Genomic DNA, 19,333 nt, shown 5'->3' with positions numbered 1-19,333 from the left:
CAAAAGCCTGCCCGTCGTGACAGGACGAAGCCCCCACCGCCTCTTCCAAACCCTTGGATGTCCTAGTATATTGCAGTGAGGCGGATCACACGGCCAGCTGGTTCCGGTCCGCGCTGACCCCATTCACGCAGGGCGAAAGGCAGACAATGACAGTCACCGACGACTTCCGTGCAGCCCGCGACCGGCTCCTTGAGCTGCGCACTGACTACTCCCAGGCACACAGCGACTTCCAATGGCCCCGCTTCAACGAGTTCAACTTCGCCCTCGACTGGTTCGACCAGATCGCGGCCCACCCCGCAACGGCCAACAACCCTGCGCTGGTCATCGTCGAGCAGGACGGCAGCTCCACCCGTCGCAGCTTCGCCGATCTCTCCGCACGATCCTCGCAGCTTGCCAACTGGCTCCGCGCCAAGGGCGTCCGCCGTGGCGACCGCATGATCATCATGCTCGGCAACCAAGTTGAACTGTGGGAACTCATGCTCGCCGGGATCAAACTCGGCGTGGTCCTGATCCCCACCACCACGCTCATGGGTCCTCGCGACATCACGGATCGCGTGGAGCGCGGCGGCGCCCGCTGGGCCGCCGTCGGGAGCGCCAACATAGCCAAGTTCGCAGAGGTGCCGGGCGATTACACCCTCATTGAAGTGGGCGACGGCGGCCAGAACGCCGCGAGCGGCCAGACCACCAATGCCCTCCAATATGCCGAGTCGGATTCCGCGGAGACCGGGTTCGTCCCGGATGCCCCCACCGCCGCCGACGAAACCATGCTCCTCTACTTCACTTCGGGCACCACGTCGCGGGCCAAGCTGGTGGAGCACACCCACACCTCATACCCGGTGGGGCACCTCTCAACGATGTACTGGATCGGTCTGGAACCCGGAGACGTCCACCTCAATGTGGCTTCCCCCGGTTGGGCCAAGCACGCGTGGTCCAACGTTTTCACGCCATGGATCGCCGAGGCCTGCGTCTTCGTCTACAACTACGATCGCTTCGATGCCAAGGCCCTCATGGAGCAAATGGGGCGCGAAGGCGTCACGAGCTTCTGCGCCCCGCCCACCGTATGGCGCATGCTCATCCAGGCGGACCTGACCCTGCTCAAAACGCCGCCCACGAAGGTGGTTTCGGCGGGCGAACCCCTCAATGCCGAGGTGATCGGTCAAGTGGAGAGGGCCTGGGGCCAGACCATACGCGACGGCTTCGGCCAGACGGAGTCAACCGTCCAGGTCGCCAACACTCCCGGGCAGCCGGTCAAGACCGGCTCGATGGGACGGCCTCTGCCGGGCTACGACGTCGTACTCGTTGACCCAACCACAGGTGAAGAGGCCGACGACGGCGAGCTGTGCTTGCGCTTGGACCCTCGCCCGGTGGGGCTCATGAAGTCCTACTTCGGCGACCCGGAAAAGACGGCCGAGGCTTTCCGTGACGGTTATTACCACACGGGCGACATGGCCAGCCGGGACGGGAACGGCGTTATCACCTACGTGGGCCGCGGCGACGATGTCTTCAAGTCCTCCGACTACCGTTTGTCCCCTTTCGAACTCGAAAGCGTGCTGATCGAACACCCCGCAGTGGCGGAGGCCGCCGTCGTGCCGTCTCCGGATCCGGTCAAACTTTCGGTGCCCAAGGCCTTTGTGGTGCTCGCCGCCGGCTACGAGCCAGGTCCGGCCGTGGCGGAGGACATCCTCAGGTACTGCCGGCAGCACCTGGCGCCGTTCAAGCGCATCCGTCGGCTCGAATTCGGCGAGTTGCCCAAGACGATTTCCGGCAAGATCCGGCGTGTCGAACTTCGAGGCACGGAGGTGGCCCGCCACGGCGACGGCCCGCTGCCTGCCGGCCTGGGTGTCGAGTACACCGAGGACGAGTTCCCGAGTCTGAAAGAATAGGCAGCCAAGCAATGTCAGGAGGAACCGTGGGCAGCCCGCTCCCCCGCGACCCCATCGCCGACGCCCAGCGAAACTGGGAGCGCCACGGCTGGGGCGAAGTCGCCGCACCCATGGCGGCCATCACCGCGATCATGCGGACGCAGCAGATCCTGCTGGCGCGGATCGAGGGCGTGCTGAAGCCGTACGGCCTGACCTTCGCGCGTTACGAGCTCTTGGCGCTGCTCAGCTTCGCCCGCAGCGGCGCCTTGCCCATGAACAAAGCCAGCGCCCTGCTCCAGGTGCATCCGACGTCGGTGACCAACGCCGTCGACCGCCTCGAAAAGGCAGCCCTCGTGGTCCGCTCCCCGCACCCCACTGACGGGCGCACCACGCTGATCGAGCTCACCGCGGAGGGCCGCACCCTCGCGAAGCGCGCGACGACGGCACTCAACAACGAGGTGTTCGGCCAGTCCGGCTTCGGGGACGACGACGTCGAGCACCTGATTCGTGTGCTCGGAGACTTCCGCAAGGCCGCGGGAGACTTTACCGACTGATTATTTGGGGCGGACCCTGTACTCGAGTTCGATCAACCCCTGATCGAAGGTCTTCGCTCCCGTTAGGCTCAGCAACGCCGGGGCCTGGCCAGCGGGATACACGCCGCGTCCTGCTCCGATGGCCACAGGCATGACCACGAGGCGCAGGACATCCACTTCGCCGGCCTTGAAGAAGGCTTCACTCAAGGTGAGGCTGCCCCAGAGGACAATGGCGCCGCCGGTCTCGCGCTTGATCCTGCGGATCGCTTCCACAGCGTCACCGCTTTCAATGGTGGCCTCCGGAAAATCGCCCCATGGCGCCTTCTCAAGGGTCTTTGAAAACACGTATCGGCGCAGCCCGTTCAGTGCAGGTGCGATGATTTCCCCTGCCGATGCCGGTGTCGGCCAGAACTCCGCGAACATACGGTAGGTCGAGCCGCCAAGCACCATGGCGTCCACCGAGTCCAGCCACTCCAGCTGGTTGCGGTCGAACTCGGCGGTCCCTCCTTCGAGCAATTCGTAGGCTCTGAACTCATTGTTGGCATCGGCTGCAAAACCGTCCGCCGTCACGAATTCCTGAACAACCAGCTGCCCCATGGTCCACTCCTCGCATCGATTGGCAGCTGGACTCTACGCCGGGCTTGCGATGGCCACAAGGCTCTGATTGCACGGGGCGACCACATTGTGAGATTCGCATATCAAATAATGAGACACGCTTTAGTATTGTGACCATGAAGAGTGCAGCGATAGAACCGTTTGTCGACCTTGAATGGTTGTCTCAAAACCGTCGCCGCGTAGTGCTGGCTGATGTGCGCTGGTACCTCGACGGTCGCTCCGGCCGGGAGGCGTACGACGGCGGGCACATCCCCGGCGCCGTTTTTGTCGACCTGGATCGATGGCTATCGGCTGAGGGATCGCCGCTCGAAGGAAGAAACCCGCTGCCCGCGCCGGATGATTTTGCCCTTGGGATGCGGAAAGCGGGAATCAGCGACGACGACATCGTGGTGGCGTACGACGACGCCGGCGGGGTCATCGCCGCGCGCTTGGTCTGGATGCTGCGCGCCACGGGCCACAGTTCGGCCCTTCTGGATGGCGGGCTGGCCAGTTATGAAGGGCCGTTGGACACCGAACATCGCTCAAGACCCGCAGGTGATTTCACCGCGCGACCGTGGCCCAGGAACCGCCTCGCGGAAATCCACGAGCTCTCAAACGAAGCAAACCTCGCGGTAGACGCTCGCAACCGCGACCGCTTCGAGGGCAGGCAGGACCCCATCGATCCAAGGCCCGGGCATGTGCCCGGCGCCAGGAACGTCCCGTGCAGGGAGAACCTGGACCCCGCCGGAAAGCTGCGCAGCAAGGCCGAGTTGCTGCGGATCTTCGCCACGGCTGGCATCACATCGGCCGAGAACGTGATCAGCTATTGCGGGTCCGGAGTAACGGCTTGCCACAATCTTTTGGCCCTTGAACACGCTGGCCTTGGACACGGCAGACTCTTCACGGGCGGTTGGTCCCAATACGGCCACGCGCTCGAACTCCCGGTCGAGTTGGGAGCCGCGTAACTGGGCCCGGTGGTCAAACGTGCTTGAACTCCGGCTGGCGCTTCTCCGTGAACGCTGCCATGCCTTCTTTTTGGTCCTCGGTGGCGAACAATGAGTGGAAAATCCGACGCTCGAACAAAACACCCTGGGACAGGCCGGTTTCGAAGGCTGCGTTGACGGCCTCCTTGGCCACCATGGCAACCGGCTTCGACTTGGACGCGATCACCTCGGCGGCCTTCAGCGCCTCCTCCACCACGGAATCGGCCGGCACGACGCGGGAAACGAGTCCCGCCCGCTCGGCTTCTTCGGCGTCCATGAACCGCCCAGTGAGGATCATGTCCATTGCCTTGGCCTTGCCCACGGCGCGGGTCAGCCGTTGCGAGCCGCCCATGCCCGGAATGACACCGAGGTTGATTTCAGGTTGGCCGAACTTGGCGTTGTCCCCGGAAATGATGAAATCGCACATCATGGCAAGTTCGCAGCCCCCACCGAGGGCAAAGCCGGACACCGCGGCAATCACGGGAATGCGCAGGCGCGTGAGGTTTTCCCAGGCGCGGAACCAGTCGGCGGCATACATTTCCATGTACCCCTTGGATGCCATCTCCTTGATGTCGGCGCCGGCGGCGAAGGCCTTCTCCGAACCGGTGATCACCACGGCACCCACGGCGGGATCCGCATCCATGTCCGACACGGCCGCCACGATCTCATTCATGGTGGCCTGGTTCAACGCGTTGAGCGCCTTGGGCCGGTTCAGGGTCACCAGGCCCACGCGTCCACGGAGTTCCACCAGGATGTTTTCGTACTGCTGCGCCAAGCCGTGCCCCTTTTGTCTGTTGCTCAGGAAGAATAACGTACCCGCCAAGGCTACTTGGCGGACTTGTCCCGGATGTCCGTGATGATGCCGGAGAAGTCGCGTCCGGCTCCGCCTTCGGCCGCGAAGGCGTCGTAAATCTGCGATGCCAGGTGCCCCATTTGCCCGTCGACTCCGGTGCTCTCAAGCGCGTTGACCGCGAGCCGGAGGTCCTTCGCCATGAGCGCTCCGGCGAATCCGGGTTGGTAGTCGCGGTTGGCCGGGCTCGTGGGGACCGGGCCGGGAACCGGACAGTTGGTGGTCAGCGCCCAGCACTGCCCCGAGGCGTTGGAGGCGACGTCGAACAGCGCTTGGTGCGTGAGGCCCAGCTTCTCGCCCAGGACGAATGCCTCGCTGACGGCAATCATGGAAACGCCCAGGATCATGTTGTTGCAGACCTTGGCGGCCTGGCCGGCTCCGTGGTCACCGCAGTGCACGATCCTCCGGCCCATGAGCTCCAGGATCGGCTTCACCGTTTCGAAGTCCTCGGGCAGCGCCCCCACCATGAAGGTCAGGGTTCCGGCTTCGGCACCCACCACGCCTCCGGAAACGGGCGCGTCCACGGAGCGGTGGCCGGCCTCCAAGGCAATGGCCGCGGCCTCGCGGGCCTCGTCGACATTGATGGTGGAGCAATCCAGAAACAGCGTGTTCGGCCCAGCCACCGAGAGCAGGCCCGGTGCTCCGTCCACTCCCCGGTAGGCGTCAAGGACGTGCTTGCCGCTGGGCAGCATGGTCAGGACAACGGAGGCGCCAGCGACGGCCTCCGGAGCGGAATCCACCGTGGCAATGCCATGTTCACGGGCTGCCTCGAGTGCTGCAGGCACGGGATCGTACGCGACTACTTGATGACCCGCTTTGACAAGGTTTACGGCCATGGGGCCGCCCATGTGGCCAAGGCCGAGGAAAGCGATGGTGCCGGAAACTGCGTCAGACATGGTCGGACTCCTTTGAATGAAGTTTGAGTTCACGGTCGCCGAGCGGCGCGAAGAAGCCTTCGACGGCGGCCCGCGACACCTCCGCCAGGGAAGCTGGCTTCCACTGTGGGTTGCGGTCCTTGTCCACAACTTGGGCGCGGATCCCCTCGCGGAAATCCGGGCCAGCCAGGCAGCGCACGCCGACGCGGTATTCCTGCTCCAACGCCTCCTCGAGGGATAGCTCCCGGACGCGCCGCAACGATTCCAGGGTGACTTTCACGGCCGTAGGCGACTTCGCTTCGATGGTGTCCGCGGCTGCAGCGGCTTCCCCTCCGGCGTCGCGCAGCCTTGCGACGATTTCCTCGGCGTCGTCGGACCCATAGGCCTCATCGATCCAATCGCGCTGGCCGGACAGTGCCGAGGCCGGCGGCTCCTGCACGAAGCGCCCGACGGCGGCCTCCGCCGTCGAGCTTTCCAGCGCTTCCGCAAGCGCGGGCAGGCTTTCGGACGGGACGAAGTGGTCCGCGAGCCCCAGGAACATGGCGTCGGCCCCGCTCAGGTGGGCACCCGTGAGGGCTGCGTGGGTGCCAGACTCGCCCGGTGAGCGGGACAGCAGAAGGGTCCCGCCGACGTCGGGCACAAAGCCAATGGTGGTTTCCGGCATGCCGGTACGGGTCCGCTCGGTGACCACACGGACCGAGCCGTGGGCTGAGATCCCGACCCCGCCGCCGAGGACCAGCCCGTCCATGAAGGCCACATAGGGCTTCGGGTACCGGGCAATGAGCGAGTTCAAGCGGTACTCCGCGGCCCAGAAGTCCGCGGTCTGGTCGCCGTGGCGCAGGATATCGTCGTAGATCGCCACGATGTCTCCACCCGCGCACAGTCCCCGGTCCCCGGCGCCGTGCACCAAAACCGTCTTGACGGCGTCGTCGTCCGCCCAGGCGGTGAGCTGATCCAGCATGGCGCGCACCATCCCGGCGGTGAGGGCGTTGACGGCCTTGGGTCGGTTCAGCGTGATGACACCGAGGTGGCCGCGCTTCTCGAACAGGACCTCGACCATTAGCTGCCGGCCGGCATCACGAAGCTGGCGCCCTGGCGGATCCCGGAGGGCCAACGAGTGGTGACCGTCTTGGTCTTGGTGTAGAAGCGGAAGGCGTCCGCGCCGTGCTGGTTGAGGTCGCCAAAGCCCGAGGCCTTCCAGCCGCCGAAGGTGTAGTAGGCAATCGGGACCGGAATGGGAACGTTGATGCCCACCATGCCCACTTCGACGCGGCTCGCGAAGTCGCGGGCGGCGTCGCCGTCGCGGGTGAAGATCGCGACGCCGTTGCCGAACTCGTGCTCGGAACAGAGCCGCAGTGCTTCTTCGTAGTCGGCGGCACGGAGGACGCTCAGGACCGGGCCGAAGATCTCCTCCTTATAGATGGACATGTCCTTCGTGACGTTGTCGAAGAGCGTCGGGCCAACCCAGAAGCCTCCGGCGTAGCCGTCCACCTTCAGGTCGCGTCCATCGGTGACGAGCGTGGCGCCTTGGTCGACGCCCGCTTGGATGTACCCCTCGATACGATGTTTCGCCGAGGCGGCCACTACAGGCCCGAAGTCCGAATCCGCGGCCAAGCTGGGACCCACCTTCAGGCCCTTGATGCGGTCCTGCAGCTTGGAGACGAGCTGATCCGCTGTCTCCTGGCCAACAGGCACAGCCACCGAAATCGCCATGCAACGCTCCCCGGCGGAGCCGAAGCCGGCACCGATAAGGGCATCCGCGGCCATGTCGAGATCGGCGTCGGGCATGATCACCATGTGGTTCTTGGCGCCGCCAAAGCACTGGGCGCGCTTCCCGTGGGCCGCGGCCGTGGCGTAAATGTACTGGGCAATCGGCGTGCTTCCAACGAAGCCGATGGCCTTCACCCGCGGATCCTCAAGGAGGGTATCCACGGCTTCTTTGTCGCCGTTGATGACGTTGAAGACGCCGTCCGGCAATCCGGCCTCGGTGAAGAGTTCTGCCAGACGCAGCGGCACTGACGGGTCGCGCTCCGAAGGCTTGAGGATGAAGGCATTGCCGGCAGCCAGGGCGGGGCCGGACTTCCAGAGTGGAATCATGGCCGGGAAGTTGAAAGGCGTAATGCCCGCGACCACCCCAAGGGGCTGGCGCAGTGAGTGGACATCGATGCCCGTGCCGGCGTTGTCCGAGAATTCACCCTTGAGCAGGTGCGGGGCACCGGCGGCGAACTCCACCACCTCGATGCCACGCTGGATGTCACCTTTGGCATCGGGGAAGGTCTTGCCGTGCTCGGAGGAAAGGAGCGTAGCGAGTTCGTCCATGTGTTCGTTGACCAGGTCCACGAACTTCAGCAGGATCCGGCCGCGGCGCTGCGGGTTCATGGCGCCCCATTCGAGCTGGCCTTTCTCCGCGCTCGCAATGGCGTTCCTGACCTCGTCAGCACTGGCCAGGGGAAGCCGTGCCTGAACCTCGCCCGTGCAGGGATTGTAGACGTCGCTGAATCGTGGGGAGGTCCCGTCGACTCTTTGGCCGTCAATGTAGTGGGAAAGTTCGCGCACCATGGAATGCTCCTTTGCATAGGGGGAATGCCCGCCATCGGCCTCGAAAGCACATGTCCGACTGCGCTCCGGGACGTCTTTGATCCCGAATATACTCGGACTTCCTACTAATTTCTAGAGCACGTCAGCTGGCGCTCAGGTGAGCCCGCTCAGCGAGGCAGGTTGCCGTAGCCATCCAGAGCCTCCCGGCGCGAGGCTTTAAGATCCACCACCGGCTCCGGATAGTCCGCCGTGGACAGTTCCGGGATCCACTGGCCGACGTAGCTGCCGTGGGGATCGAATTTCTTGGCCTGGGTTTCCGGATTGAAGATCCTGAAGAAGGGCGAGGCGTCCGCGCCGGAACCCGCTACCCACTGCCAGTTCGCAGGATTGGACGCAGGATCGGCATCCACCAAGGTGTCCCAGAACCATTGCTCGCCCACTTGCCAGTGGATACCAAGGTTCTTCACCAAGAGGCTGGCTGAGACCATGCGGACCCGGTTGTGCATCCATCCTGTGTGCCACAATTGCCGCTGACCTGCGTCCACCATGGGGAACCCGGTGCGGCCCTGCTGCCACGCGCGAAGGAGATTTGCGGCTTCCTGGGCGGCTGGTTCATGGGAGTCATCACCCTGACCACCCGGACAAGCCCACGGATAGTGGTCGAAGCCGGGCCGCAAATTGGCCGTTGCCAAGTCCGGGTGATGGAAGTATTGGTGCCAGCAGAATTCGCGCCAACCGAGTTCCGAGGCGAAGACAGCCGCACCGTCGCCCAGTTCCCGGCGCCGGCGCTGCTGGGCATGCCACACCTCGAACGGGCTGAGTTGCCCCCAGCGCAAGAACGGCGACAACCGGCTGCTTCCCGGCAGGTCAGGACGGTCCCGGTTCTCGGAATAGTCCGCGAGCCCGTGCTCCACGAAGTCATCAAGAAGCTCATGCGCCTGAGCCGAACCCGGCTGCCAGCTTTCGGACAATCCGGCCGACCAGTCGGGGTTCCGCGGCAGCAATCCCCACGTGTCCAATTCCTCGGACTCAGGGGGCCGGCCGGAGAATCCCCGGCCCGGTTCCGGAGCCTCTAGCGGTTCACGGAAATCCAAGCCGGACACGGTCCGCCAAAAAGGGGTGAAGACCTTGAAGGGTCCGCCTTGCTTCGTGGTCACGGCCCACGGCTCGTGCAGCAGGGAGGCCTGGAAACTCTCCGCGTGCATCCCGGATTCGCGCGCCCAGGTCTTGATGCCGGCGTCGAGCATTTGCTCCGGCTCGCCGTAGCGGCGGTTCCAGTACAGCGACCGGGAACCCACCGCCGTCGCGGTTTCCCGGACGACCTCCGTTGCCGGTCCGCGGCGCAGTAAAAGCGGAACACCCAGGGCGGCAAGGTCATCGCGAAGGGCAAGCAGGGAATGATGCAGCCACCAGCGGGAGGCGCCGCCGAGCGGCCTGATACCAGGTGATTCCTCATCGAGGACGTAGAGCGCGACAGCGGAACCGTCGTCGGCCGCCGCCCGCAGTGCCGGGTTGTCCGCGGCCCGCAGGTCGTCCCGGAACCACACGATCGACGGCTTCACTCATCCCCCTAGGATTTCGCGCAAAGGTCATGCCCCCTAAGACGAATCTTAAGGGGCACGGCCGGTACTGAGATTTACTTCGGCATCAGGACGGAGTCAACCAGGTACACCGTGGCGTTGGCGGTGTGGACGCCACCGCAGATCACGGCAGAGCCTCCGTCGACCTTGAGCGCGTCCTTGGTTCCCGTAACGGTCACCGAGTCGCCCTCCACCGTCTTGTGGGTGCCCACGATCTGGTCCGGGGTCAGCTGGCCAGGGATGACGTGGTAGGTGAGGATCTTGCTTAGGAGAGCATCGTCCGTCTTGAGGGTGTCGATGGTGGCGGCGGGGATCTTGGCGAAGGCGCTGTCCACAGGAGCGAAGACGGTGAACTGGCTGCCGTTAAGCGTGTCCACAAGGTTCACCTTGGGGTTCAGCTTGCCGGACACCGCGGCCGTGAGGGTCTTGAGCAACGGGTTGTTGGAAGCGGCCACGGCTACGGGGTCGAGAGCCATTCCGGCAACCGAACCTGCACCACTGGGAACCTGGGAGGCGTAACCTGCACAGCCCGGGCCAACCAGGTCTTTGGTCGGGTCCATCGCGGCACTTGCCGAGGCGGAGGGGGTCGCCGCCATGGTGGACGACGAGCTCGGAGCGGCCGACGACGGTGAGGCCGTGGAAGCGGACCCGCCACAAGCAGTGAGGCCCAGCAGGGCGGAAGCGGCGAGGCCGGCGATCGCAAAAGACGTGCGCTTTGTAGCAAGCATGACATTTCTCCTTCAAACGGACTGACATTCGGTGCCGGTTGATTCCGGCGTGAAAGCACTTCACCCTTGCGGGCTAAGTCCTTATGCCAGCTATTCGGAGGTGCGGGCCGGGTGGATGGGTAGATCTTCAAAACTTAATTTGGAACTCCTCAAGAACCGACCACTTCTGACAGCCCCCGATGCCGGATCGCGGCGTGGGTGCCCCACGTTCCGGCTCAAAGGTGGTCGGTTCTTGCGGGGCTCATGCGGTGCGCTTCTTCCATGAGCAACTTGCCGAGGAATTCCTGGCGTTCAGGACGGAACCGTGGCTCAATGCCCGTGAGGGACAAAGCGCCGATTGGCCGGCCCAGCTGGTCGAAGACAGCGGCCGCCATTCCCCAACTGCCCTCGAGGACCAAACCGGGATTCACCGAGTACCCGGCCATTCGGGTCTGCGCAAGGTTCCGGCGCACCACACTCTCGGTGTGGCCAGCGGCGAAGTCCCCCGCATGCCGTTCCCAGCCGGACAGCATCATTTCCTGTTCTTCGTCCGGCAGGAAGGCCATGATTGCCGTGCCGGCCGACGCTACGCCGAGCGGGAACCTGACGCCCTCGTGCAAGACGAACGAACGCACCGGAAAGCTGCCTTCCTCGCGGAGCACGCACACGGTTTCGTGGCCACGACGGATGGAATAGAAGGCGCTTTCCCCGCTCTCTTCGGCCAAGCGGCGCAGACTGGGCCGGGCCAAGTCCTCAAACGGGAACCGCGCAGCCGCCACCGACCCCAGCAGGAAGATCTCGGGTCCCAGGATCCAGTTGCCGGTCCGCTGGTCGTGGTCCAGCAGGCCTTCGGCGGCGAGGGACGCGAGCAAGCGGTGCACCGTAGGGCGGGTTAGTCCGGACTCGCGGACCAGGCCAGCGATGGACATGCCCTCCGGCTTGCGCCCCACGAGCCGGAGGAGCGCGGCGACCCGAGCCACGACCTGGGCGCCCTGGACCGGCTTGGTTTGCGGCTGCTGAGTTGGCAACGCTACCCCTCTCCAAAGATTTCCTCCACAATGTGGACACTTCTAAGACTAGCGTCCACACTATGCGAGTTCAGCCCTACTGGCCATGCGACGCCGTTGACCCTCCGCGCAGAGCCGCCCTAAGCTCCTTCTCAGACCGCTAACTCAGCCCGGCGTCCACAAAGTGGATAGCCGCTGAGTGATCCTACTCAAAGACGAGGACAAAGCCATGGCCAAACTCCAGCCCAGCCCAGCCGTTGCACTTCGGGACGTCCTGCGCGACGGCCAGACGATCGCCGTCGGCGGTTTCGGGCTCAGTGGCATCCCCGCGGACCTGATCGACGCCGTCCGCGATTCGGGCGTCAAGGACCTGACCGTGGTCTCCAATAACATGGGCATTGACGGCAAGGGGCTTGGCGTCCTCATCGAAGCCGGACAGGTCCGCAAGGTCATCGCCTCGTACGTGGGCGAGAACAAGCTCTTCGCCGAGCAGTACCTCTCCGGCCAGCTCGAGGTCGAATTCGCTCCCCAGGGCACCCTGGCCGAGCGGCTCCGCGCCGGTGGTGCCGGCATCCCCGCCTTCTACACGCGGACCGGCGTCGGCACACTCGTTGCCGAAGGCAAGCCGCTCGGGGAGTTCGACGGCGTCACTTACGTCCGCGAGCGCGGGATCGTCGCCGACGTCGCACTGGTCCACGCGCACACCGCGGACACGGACGGCAACCTGATCTACCGCTACACGGCACGGAACTTCAACCCGGTCGTGGCGACGGCGGGAATCGTGACTATCGCGGAGGCCGAAGTGATCGTGGAGCCCGGCGAATTGGACCCGAACCATATCGTGACGCCCGGCGTCTACGTCCAGCGGCTGGTCCAGGCGAGGGGCCGGACGAAGGACATCGAGCAGCGCACCGTCCGGCCCCGCACTGAAGCCCTGGCCGTCTAAGCACCCACCCGACAAGGAGAACCACCATGGCATGGACCCGCGACGAAATGGCCGCCATTGCGGCCCAGGAGCTCAACGACGGCGATTACGTCAACCTCGGCATCGGCATTCCCACCCTCGTTGCCAACAACCTGCCCGACGGCGTGCGGGTTGTCCTGCAAAGCGAGAATGGCCTCCTCGGCATGGGACCTTTCCCCTACGAGGGCGAGGAAGACGCCGACCTCATCAACGCCGGCAAGCAGACCGTCACGGTCCTGCCCGGCGGCAGCATCTTCGACTCGGCAACGTCTTTCGGGATGATCCGCGGCGGACACGTCAAGGTTGCCATCCTCGGCGCCATGCAGGTTTCCGGCAATGGCGACCTCGCCAACTGGACCATTCCCGGAAAGATGGTCAAGGGCATGGGCGGCGCCATGGACCTGGTGGCCGGCACCCCGCGCGTCGTGGTCCTCACCGAGCACAATGCCAAGGACGGGACCGCCAAGATCGTCCGGGAATGCACCCTGCCGCTGACCGGACTGGGGGTGGTGGACCGGATTGTCAGTGACCTCGCGGTGTTCGATTTGTTCAAGAACGACGACGACGGCGGGCGGCAGCTCACGCTGACCCGCCTCGCCACAGGGGTCACCGTAGAGGAACTCCGTGAAAAGACCGAGGCAGCGTTCGACGTCGCATTGGAAACCACTCCTGCATTGGAAGGAACACTGGCATGAGCCTGAAAGAGCAGTTCGGCAAAGATGTCCTCCTCACCGGATGGGGACACAGCAAGTTCGGCAAACTCACGGACGAGACGCTGGAGTCCTTGATCGTCCAGGTGTCCGCGGAGGCCATCCGGAACTCCGGCTTTGAGCCGCGGGACATCGACGAAATCTACCTCGGCCAGTTCAACTCAGGCATGCAGCCCCTTGGCTTCACGTCCTCGCTGGCGCTGCAACTGTCCGAGGACCTGGCAAACGTGCCGGCTACGAGGACGGAGAACGCCTGCGCTTCCGGTTCTGCAGCGTTCCAGCAAGGCGTGAAGTCTGTCTTGGCCGGCACTGCCCGGAACGTCCTGGTGATCGGGGCTGAAAAAATGACCGACGCCGGAGCCGACGTCGTAGGCGCAGCCCTTCTGGGAGCGTCCTACGAAATGGCGGGCAAGGCCTCCACCACCGGTTTCACGGGGTTGTTCGCCGAGGTGGCCAAGCACTACGAAAAGCGCTACGGAGCGGGCCTTGAGCGCCGTGGATTTGCCGGCGGCCTAGGCGACATCCTCGGCTCCATCGCCGCCAAGAACCACCGCAACGGCATGGACAACCCCTACGCGCAGATGCATAGGGACTTCGGCGAAGAGTTCTGCCGGACGGTTTCCGAGAAGAATCCCATGGTTGCCGAACCGCTCCGCCGCACCGACTGCTCCCCCGTGTCCGACGGCGCCGCAGCCGTCGTGCTTACCCTCGGCCCGGCGTCGGGCGCTGCTACTGAACCCGTGCGGTTGGCGGGCTTCGGGCACGCGAACGACTTCTTCCCGGCGGAGCGCCGCGACCCCACCGAGTTCGCCGCCACGCGGGTCTCCTGGGAGCGCGCGCTGGGGATGGCCGGCGTCGGGATCGACGGACTGGACTTCGCCGAAGTTCACGATTGCTTCACGATCGCCGAACTCATCATGTACGAGGCCATGGGCCTGACGCCGCGTGGCGAAGGCTCCCGGGCGGTTCAGGAAGGCTGGGTCTACAAGGACGGCAGGCTGCCCGTCAACGTGTCCGGCGGCCTCAAGGCCAAGGGCCACCCCGTGGGCGCAACAGGCGTATCGCAGCACGTCATCGCTGCCATGCAGCTCACGGGCACCGCGGGAGCCATGCAACTGCCCAACGCCCGCCGCGGAGCGGTGCAGAACATGGGCGGCGTAGGCATCGCGAACTACGTCTCAGTTTTGGAGTCGATCTAGCCCCGCTGAAACTCCCCGCTTTTGGCACTCGACGCCGGGCCCCGCGCCGCTTAGTGGCGCGGACCGCCGTCGTGCACTAAGTCCAAAGATGGGGAGTTTCAGCGCTCCCTCGAACCACCGTCGTCGCCGAGGCGGCATCCGGCGAGGAAGCCCTCTCGGCAGCGCAACAGCACCCGGCCGACGTCGTCATGATGGACCTCGCGATGGCCAGGGCATGGACGGAATCGAGGCGATCAAGCGCCTTCGCCAAGTGAGCGAGCAGCCAGCGGTACTGGTGTTCACCACGTATGATTCCGATGCCGACATCGTGAGGGCCGTGGACGCAGGTGCCATGGGTTACGTGCTCAAGGACGCCGCGCCGGAGGAGATCTTCGCCGCGGTCCGGGGCGCGGTACAGGGCAAGAGCGTCATGAGCGCCCCCGTGGCCAGCAAGTTGTTCCAGCAATTGCGCAACCCGGACGAGGTCCTCACCCCGCGGGAAGCCGAACTCCTCGGCGATTGCCGTGGCCATCCGCCGCGAGGGGATGCGCTAGCGGCACAGGTCGGCCGCCGTGGTGGGGTTCGTTTCCATCCGGCGCCCGGCCACGTGATGACGGGCGAAGAAAAAATTCGGGTGCAGGTGTCGATTTGGCCGGTCGCCATTCGTATAGGGGGTGACCGGGCCGCAGAGAGCGGTCCGCAGAAGCAAGGGAGCATGTCATGCGCCAAATCAATGCCACGTTGTCCATTACCCTCGACGGAGTCATCCAGGGCCTGGGCCGTCCGGACGAGGACACCCGTGGTGGCTTCACCTACGGTGGGTGGGGAGGCAGGTACAACGACGAGGTCATGGGTCGTGAGATGGGCAAGGGCATGGCGAAACGCACGGACATGCTGTTCGGACACCGGACCTGGACCGACTTCATCACCGCCTGGGGCACCCGCGCCGACGACAACCCTTTCACCGTGTACATGAACGCAGCGACGAAGTACGTTGTGTCAAGGACGCTGGAGAACGCCGACGCCTGGCAGAACTCCATCCTGCTGTCGGGCGAGGCCGCCGAGACGGTGGCCAAGCTCAAAGCCGAGCCGGGCAACGATCTGACGATCATCGGCAGTGCGTCGCTGGTCCGCTCCCTGCACGCCGCCGGCCTCATCGACAACTTCACACTGCTGATCCATCCGCTCACTCTGGGTACCGGGACGCGGCTGTTCGAAGGCCCAGCCCCGCTGACCGAGTTCGAGCTCACCGACTGCGTCACCACCACCAAAGGCGTGATCATCGCCCACTACACCCGCCGATAATGGAGTGGTGGCCTCACGCGTGCCCGGTGGAGCGGGAAGCTCGCTGAAACTCCCCGCTTTTAACGCCCGACGTCGACGGCGGCCCGCATAGTGACGCGGGCCGCCGACGGGCTTCAAGTCCAAAGGTGGGGAGTTCCAGCGGCCCCTTCACCAGCTACCGCGCCGGGTCTACACTGACTCTATGTCCGACACCGCAGGACGCAAGTTGTTCCAGCATTCAGGAACGGCACTCATCTTCCGGGGAGCCTTGGCCCTTCTGTTGGCCTTCCTTGTCGCTTCCCTGCCAGTCGCCACGGTGTTTGCGCTCGTCTACGTCTTCGGCGTCTTCGCCATGACGGACGGGCTCACCAATATGGCCCACTACTTCTACGACCCGGCGCGCCACTCCCGCTGGAGCCTGATCGGCGGCTTCATCTCCGTCGCGACCGGCATCGTGGCCGTTTCGTGGCCAGGCATCACCGCCGCGGCACTGGGCGTCATCATAGGAGCATGGGCCCTGGTCCTCGGCATTTCGCAGATCATCCTTGCCATGGACACCAGGACGACGGTCAGGGCTTGGTGGATCTGGATGTTGACAGCGTTGGTCACCACTTTGTTTGGGCTCTTTGTGCTGGTCAATCCGGGCGCGGGATTCCTGAGCGTGGTGGCTCTCCTCGCGACATATGCCGCGGTCAGTGGCGTTTTGTTGATCGCCTCCGGCATCAAACTACGCAGGCGTGCCTCTTCTTCGGTGATGCTCGCCCACTAGCCTTGTGGCAGCAATCTGCTGCGAGGGGATGCGCCAGGTCCCAAGTTCGGTAAGTTAGTGGCTGTGAAGATAGCTACCTGGAATGTGAATTCGCTCCGCGCACGTGCTGACCGCGTCGAGGCCTGGCTGCAGCGCAGTGACTGCGACGTCCTCGCCATGCAGGAAACCAAGTGCAAGGACGACAACTTCCCATGGGAGCTCTTCGAACGCATGGGCTACGAGGTTGCCCACTTCGGCCTGAGCCAATGGAACGGCGTGGCGATCGCCTCGCGTGTAGGGCTCGACGACGTTGAGCGCACCTTTGTTGACCAGCCCGCCTTCGGAAAAGCCGGCAAGGATCCTGTCCAGGAAGCCCGTGCGATTGCCGCAACGTGTGGCGGGGTCCGGGTGTGGAGCCTGTACGTTCCCAACGGCCGTTCCCTGGACGACGAACACATGCCGTACAAGCTCAAGTGGCTGGACACCCTGAAGGACCACGCCGCAGGCTGGATCACGGAGAACCCCGAGACCCAGGTGGCGCTCATGGGCGACTGGAACATCGCGCCGCTGGACGAGGATGTCTGGGACATCGATTACTTCCGGGCGAACGCGCTCACCCACGTCAGCGAACCTGAGCGCGAGGCCTTCCGGGCGTTCGAAGCGGCCGGTTTCACCGACGTCGCGCGAGCTTACACCCCGGGCCCCGGCGTCTACACCTACTGGGACTACACGCAGCTGCGGTTCCCCAAGAAGGAAGGCATGCGCATCGACTTCGTCATGGCCTCCCCCGCGCTGGCCGCCCGTGTCACCGGGGCCTCGATCGACCGCGAGGAACGCAAGGGCAAGGGCGCCTCGGACCACGCTCCCGTGATCGTGGAGCTCACGGACTGAGCAGCAACAATTGACGGAGGAGGCGGGCCCGCGATGAGCGGAAAGCTATACGGGAGCCAGGCAGGGCTGCCCTTCTCTTCAGCGTTGCGCGTCTACGAACCACTCGAGGCATTCCCCGAGAACCAGCGGCAGCAGCTCGTGGCGAGCGGCACCCGCAGCGGTTCGCGGGCCGCCGTCGAAACTGCCGAGCTGCTCGCTTCCCTCGGACGGGTCACCCGTAAAGGCGGGGACCCGTTCCCCACCGGCAGCACCGATTTGGTCCGCATTACGCGGGTTCCTTCCGGAGATCCGAACGACCCCGACGCCGGCCGCCTGCTTTACTGCCCCAGCCAACTGGTCATCCGGGCAGGATTGGCGGCCAATGCCCTCATGGAAGGTATCCACGGACCCCTCGCGGACCTGCTCATCCCCGTGGACCAGCGCGACCGGCACCAAGCACGCATCGACCGCATCAACGCCAGCCACGACGCGAAACGCGTGCACACGCGGGCCTCGACTTGGGGCATCCCCTTCAGCTGGTTCTCGCTGTTCCAGGAGTCGGACCGTAAGGATGTCGTGGAATCCGGCGGACGCATCCTGACGGTCAGGGTCTGGGCCTCGCTGACGGACGCCTTGGACCGGGCCCGGTTCGCCGTAGCCAACCTTGCCCTCGCCGCCCCGGACCTGGACATGTTGGACGACCTCACCCAGCTCACCGAGTGGCTCGAATTGTTCCATGTGCAGTCAATGGTCGAGCTGGACTATGGCGCCGTGGCGGACAAGGTGTACCCGGACGAGTCGCCCATGGATGTCAGGCTCGGCATCGAATGCCTGGCCGAGGGGGACATGACAGGAGCGGCCGCGGCTTATCGCAGGCTGGCTTCCCGCTGGATCCCCATCAGGCAGCTGGCCCGGGCTTCCTAGCTCCTGGGGCGAGTTAGCCCCTGGGGCGAGGCGGACCGGTGGTTTCGCGAACGATCAGCCGGTGGGGTGCTTTCATGGACCGCACGGAACCTGTAGCCCCGGCCAATTCGTCCAACAGCATCCGCGTGCCCAGTTGGCCTTGTTCAACGGGGTCTTGGGCCACGGTTGTCAGGCCCATGGCCTCGGCGAACTCATGGTTGTCAATGCCGATGATGGACAAGTCCTCTGGTACACGGACGCCACGGCGCCGCGCCTGCAGCATGGCTCCCATAGCCATTTCATCTGAAGCGCAGAAGATCGCCGTCGGTTTAGGCCCCGGCTTGCTCCAGAGCTCGTCGAAGGCTTCCTGGCCGCTGCCCACCGTGAAATTGCCGAAAATGTCCCATTCCGGCGGCATGGAGAAGCCCGCGCTTGTCATGGCATCCGTGAAGCCATCAACGCGCAATCGCGGGACGGTGAAGTTCAGGTCCGAATCGTCCTGGCCATGCAGCAGGGCTATCTCCCGGTGACCGAGGTTCAACAGATGCATGGTGGCTTCCACCGAGGCGGCGTAATCGTCGATGCCGATGCTGGGGCAATCCTCCACCGGACCGCCGACAATGACCAAGGGTATTTCGATCCTTTGGAGATCAGCGATTTCCTCGGGCGTCAGGGACATGCAAAGGACCAGGAGCGCATCGATCTGCTTGTAGACCATCGTCTTGCTGAAGAGCCGTTCCCGCGCTCCGCGCTGCCCGCCCAGGTTGAACAGGGACAGGTTGTAGCCGCGGGCGTGGAGCTCGCGGTCTACGCCCTCTATCGCCTTGAAGAAGAACCACCGGTCCACGTAGGGGGCCAGGACACCGATCGTCCTGGTGCGGCCCGTGGCCAGTCCCGAAGCGGACGACGACGCCACATACCCAAGTTCTCCGGCAACCCGGAGGATCTTTTCCCGGGTCGCCGGAGACACCCTGGGAAGGCCGCGCACCGCGCGGGAAACAGTTGCGGTGGAAACGCCCGCGGCCTGTGCGACGTCCTCAATGCTGGCGCCTGCGTGGCCGCCACGCTGGGACCGTTCACTCGTTTTTGCCACTCAAGCCCCCTCAAAGAATCCGTGCGGAAGCCGGGGGTTCCTTCCCAGACGGCA

General features: G+C 64.8%; 19 protein-coding genes and 1 pseudogene. 11 read left to right on the top strand and 9 right to left on the bottom strand.

Annotated features, from left to right (window positions below):
- Positions 1–146: 146 nt before the first annotated feature.
- Together AC4CS3_RS07150 and AC4CS3_RS07145 are read left to right on the top strand one after the other, a co-directional pair.
- Positions 147–1,883: an AMP-binding protein gene (locus AC4CS3_RS07150; protein WP_490782822.1), complete on the top strand. Its 1,737-nt coding sequence runs from the start codon at positions 147–149 to the stop codon at positions 1,881–1,883.
- Between the two features lie 26 nt (positions 1,884–1,909).
- The gene (locus AC4CS3_RS07145) at positions 1,910–2,416 is read left to right on the top strand and encodes a MarR family winged helix-turn-helix transcriptional regulator (protein WP_078106894.1); all 507 of its coding nucleotides are present in this window, start codon (positions 1,910–1,912) and stop codon (positions 2,414–2,416) included.
- On the opposite strand, the gene AC4CS3_RS07140 is transcribed toward AC4CS3_RS07145, so the two are convergent.
- Complete coding sequence (locus AC4CS3_RS07140) at positions 2,417–2,992, bottom strand: dihydrofolate reductase family protein (protein WP_490782821.1); 576 nt, start codon at positions 2,990–2,992, stop codon at positions 2,417–2,419.
- Positions 2,993–3,126: 134 nt separating this feature from the next.
- Here AC4CS3_RS07140 and AC4CS3_RS07135 point away from each other — a divergent pair, with 134 nt between their 5' ends.
- Positions 3,127–3,954: a sulfurtransferase gene (locus AC4CS3_RS07135; RefSeq protein WP_490782820.1), complete on the top strand. Its 828-nt coding sequence runs from the start codon at positions 3,127–3,129 to the stop codon at positions 3,952–3,954.
- 13 nt (positions 3,955–3,967) lie between these two features.
- Here the strand turns inward: AC4CS3_RS07135 and AC4CS3_RS07130 are convergent, their stop codons facing one another.
- The 7 genes from AC4CS3_RS07130 to AC4CS3_RS07100 form a co-directional block, all read right to left on the bottom strand.
- Positions 3,968–4,747, bottom strand: a complete 780-nt coding sequence (locus tag AC4CS3_RS07130; protein ID WP_490782819.1) for an enoyl-CoA hydratase — start codon at positions 4,745–4,747, stop codon at positions 3,968–3,970.
- Between the two features lie 50 nt (positions 4,748–4,797).
- On the bottom strand, positions 4,798–5,718 hold the full coding sequence (gene mmsB, locus AC4CS3_RS07125) for a 3-hydroxyisobutyrate dehydrogenase (protein WP_490782818.1): 921 nt from the start codon (positions 5,716–5,718) through the stop codon (positions 4,798–4,800).
- Entirely contained in the window at positions 5,711–6,757 is a 1,047-nt protein-coding gene (locus AC4CS3_RS07120) for an enoyl-CoA hydratase/isomerase family protein (protein ID WP_490782817.1), read from the bottom strand. Before AC4CS3_RS07120 ends, mmsB begins: the two co-directional genes overlap by 8 nt.
- Entirely contained in the window at positions 6,757–8,256 is a 1,500-nt protein-coding gene (locus tag AC4CS3_RS07115; protein ID WP_234752725.1) for a CoA-acylating methylmalonate-semialdehyde dehydrogenase, read from the bottom strand. Before AC4CS3_RS07115 ends, AC4CS3_RS07120 begins: the two co-directional genes overlap by 1 nt.
- A gap of 146 nt (positions 8,257–8,402) precedes the next feature.
- Entirely contained in the window at positions 8,403–9,797 is a 1,395-nt protein-coding gene (locus AC4CS3_RS07110) for a cryptochrome/photolyase family protein (protein ID WP_490782816.1), read from the bottom strand.
- A gap of 74 nt (positions 9,798–9,871) precedes the next feature.
- Entirely contained in the window at positions 9,872–10,543 is a 672-nt protein-coding gene (locus tag AC4CS3_RS07105) for a fasciclin domain-containing protein (RefSeq protein ID WP_490782815.1), read from the bottom strand.
- A 215-nt stretch (positions 10,544–10,758) separates the two neighbouring features.
- Positions 10,759–11,550, bottom strand: a complete 792-nt coding sequence (locus AC4CS3_RS07100) for an IclR family transcriptional regulator (RefSeq protein WP_490782814.1) — start codon at positions 11,548–11,550, stop codon at positions 10,759–10,761.
- 208 nt (positions 11,551–11,758) lie between these two features.
- Between AC4CS3_RS07100 and AC4CS3_RS07095 the strand changes: the two genes are divergently transcribed.
- From AC4CS3_RS07095 to AC4CS3_RS07060, 8 genes and pseudogenes are all read left to right on the top strand, one after another.
- Positions 11,759–12,475 carry a CoA transferase subunit A gene (locus AC4CS3_RS07095; protein ID WP_490783045.1) on the top strand — a complete coding sequence of 239 codons (717 nt, stop codon included), beginning with the start codon at positions 11,759–11,761 and terminating at the stop codon, positions 12,473–12,475.
- 26 nt (positions 12,476–12,501) lie between these two features.
- Positions 12,502–13,188 (top strand): CoA transferase subunit B, encoded by a 687-nt coding sequence (locus tag AC4CS3_RS07090; protein WP_490782813.1) that lies wholly within the window; start codon positions 12,502–12,504, stop codon positions 13,186–13,188.
- Positions 13,185–14,402, top strand: a complete 1,218-nt coding sequence (locus AC4CS3_RS07085; protein WP_490782812.1) for an acetyl-CoA acetyltransferase — start codon at positions 13,185–13,187, stop codon at positions 14,400–14,402. Before AC4CS3_RS07090 ends, AC4CS3_RS07085 begins: the two co-directional genes overlap by 4 nt.
- An 80-nt stretch (positions 14,403–14,482) precedes the next feature.
- Positions 14,483–14,895, top strand: a pseudogene (locus AC4CS3_RS07080) (response regulator); the annotation flags it as partial.
- A 206-nt stretch (positions 14,896–15,101) separates the two neighbouring features.
- Positions 15,102–15,686: a dihydrofolate reductase family protein gene (locus tag AC4CS3_RS07075; RefSeq protein ID WP_490782811.1), complete on the top strand. Its 585-nt coding sequence runs from the start codon at positions 15,102–15,104 to the stop codon at positions 15,684–15,686.
- Positions 15,687–15,867: 181 nt separating this feature from the next.
- The gene (locus tag AC4CS3_RS07070; RefSeq protein ID WP_490782810.1) at positions 15,868–16,434 is read left to right on the top strand and encodes an HdeD family acid-resistance protein; all 567 of its coding nucleotides are present in this window, start codon (positions 15,868–15,870) and stop codon (positions 16,432–16,434) included.
- Between the two features lie 63 nt (positions 16,435–16,497).
- The gene (locus AC4CS3_RS07065) at positions 16,498–17,304 is read left to right on the top strand and encodes an exodeoxyribonuclease III (protein ID WP_490782809.1); all 807 of its coding nucleotides are present in this window, start codon (positions 16,498–16,500) and stop codon (positions 17,302–17,304) included.
- A gap of 33 nt (positions 17,305–17,337) precedes the next feature.
- A complete protein-coding gene (locus tag AC4CS3_RS07060) occupies positions 17,338–18,207 on the top strand; it encodes a DUF8083 family protein (protein WP_490782808.1) in 870 nt (289 codons plus the stop codon).
- 13 nt (positions 18,208–18,220) lie between these two features.
- On the opposite strand, the gene AC4CS3_RS07055 is transcribed toward AC4CS3_RS07060, so the two are convergent.
- On the bottom strand, positions 18,221–19,279 hold the full coding sequence (locus AC4CS3_RS07055) for a LacI family DNA-binding transcriptional regulator (protein ID WP_441412873.1): 1,059 nt from the start codon (positions 19,277–19,279) through the stop codon (positions 18,221–18,223).
- Between the last annotated feature and the right edge of the window lie 54 nt (positions 19,280–19,333).

The sequence above is a fragment of the Arthrobacter sp. SE2 genome (assembly GCF_058244265.1).
This window is presented reverse-complemented; position numbering and strand designations above follow the sequence as displayed.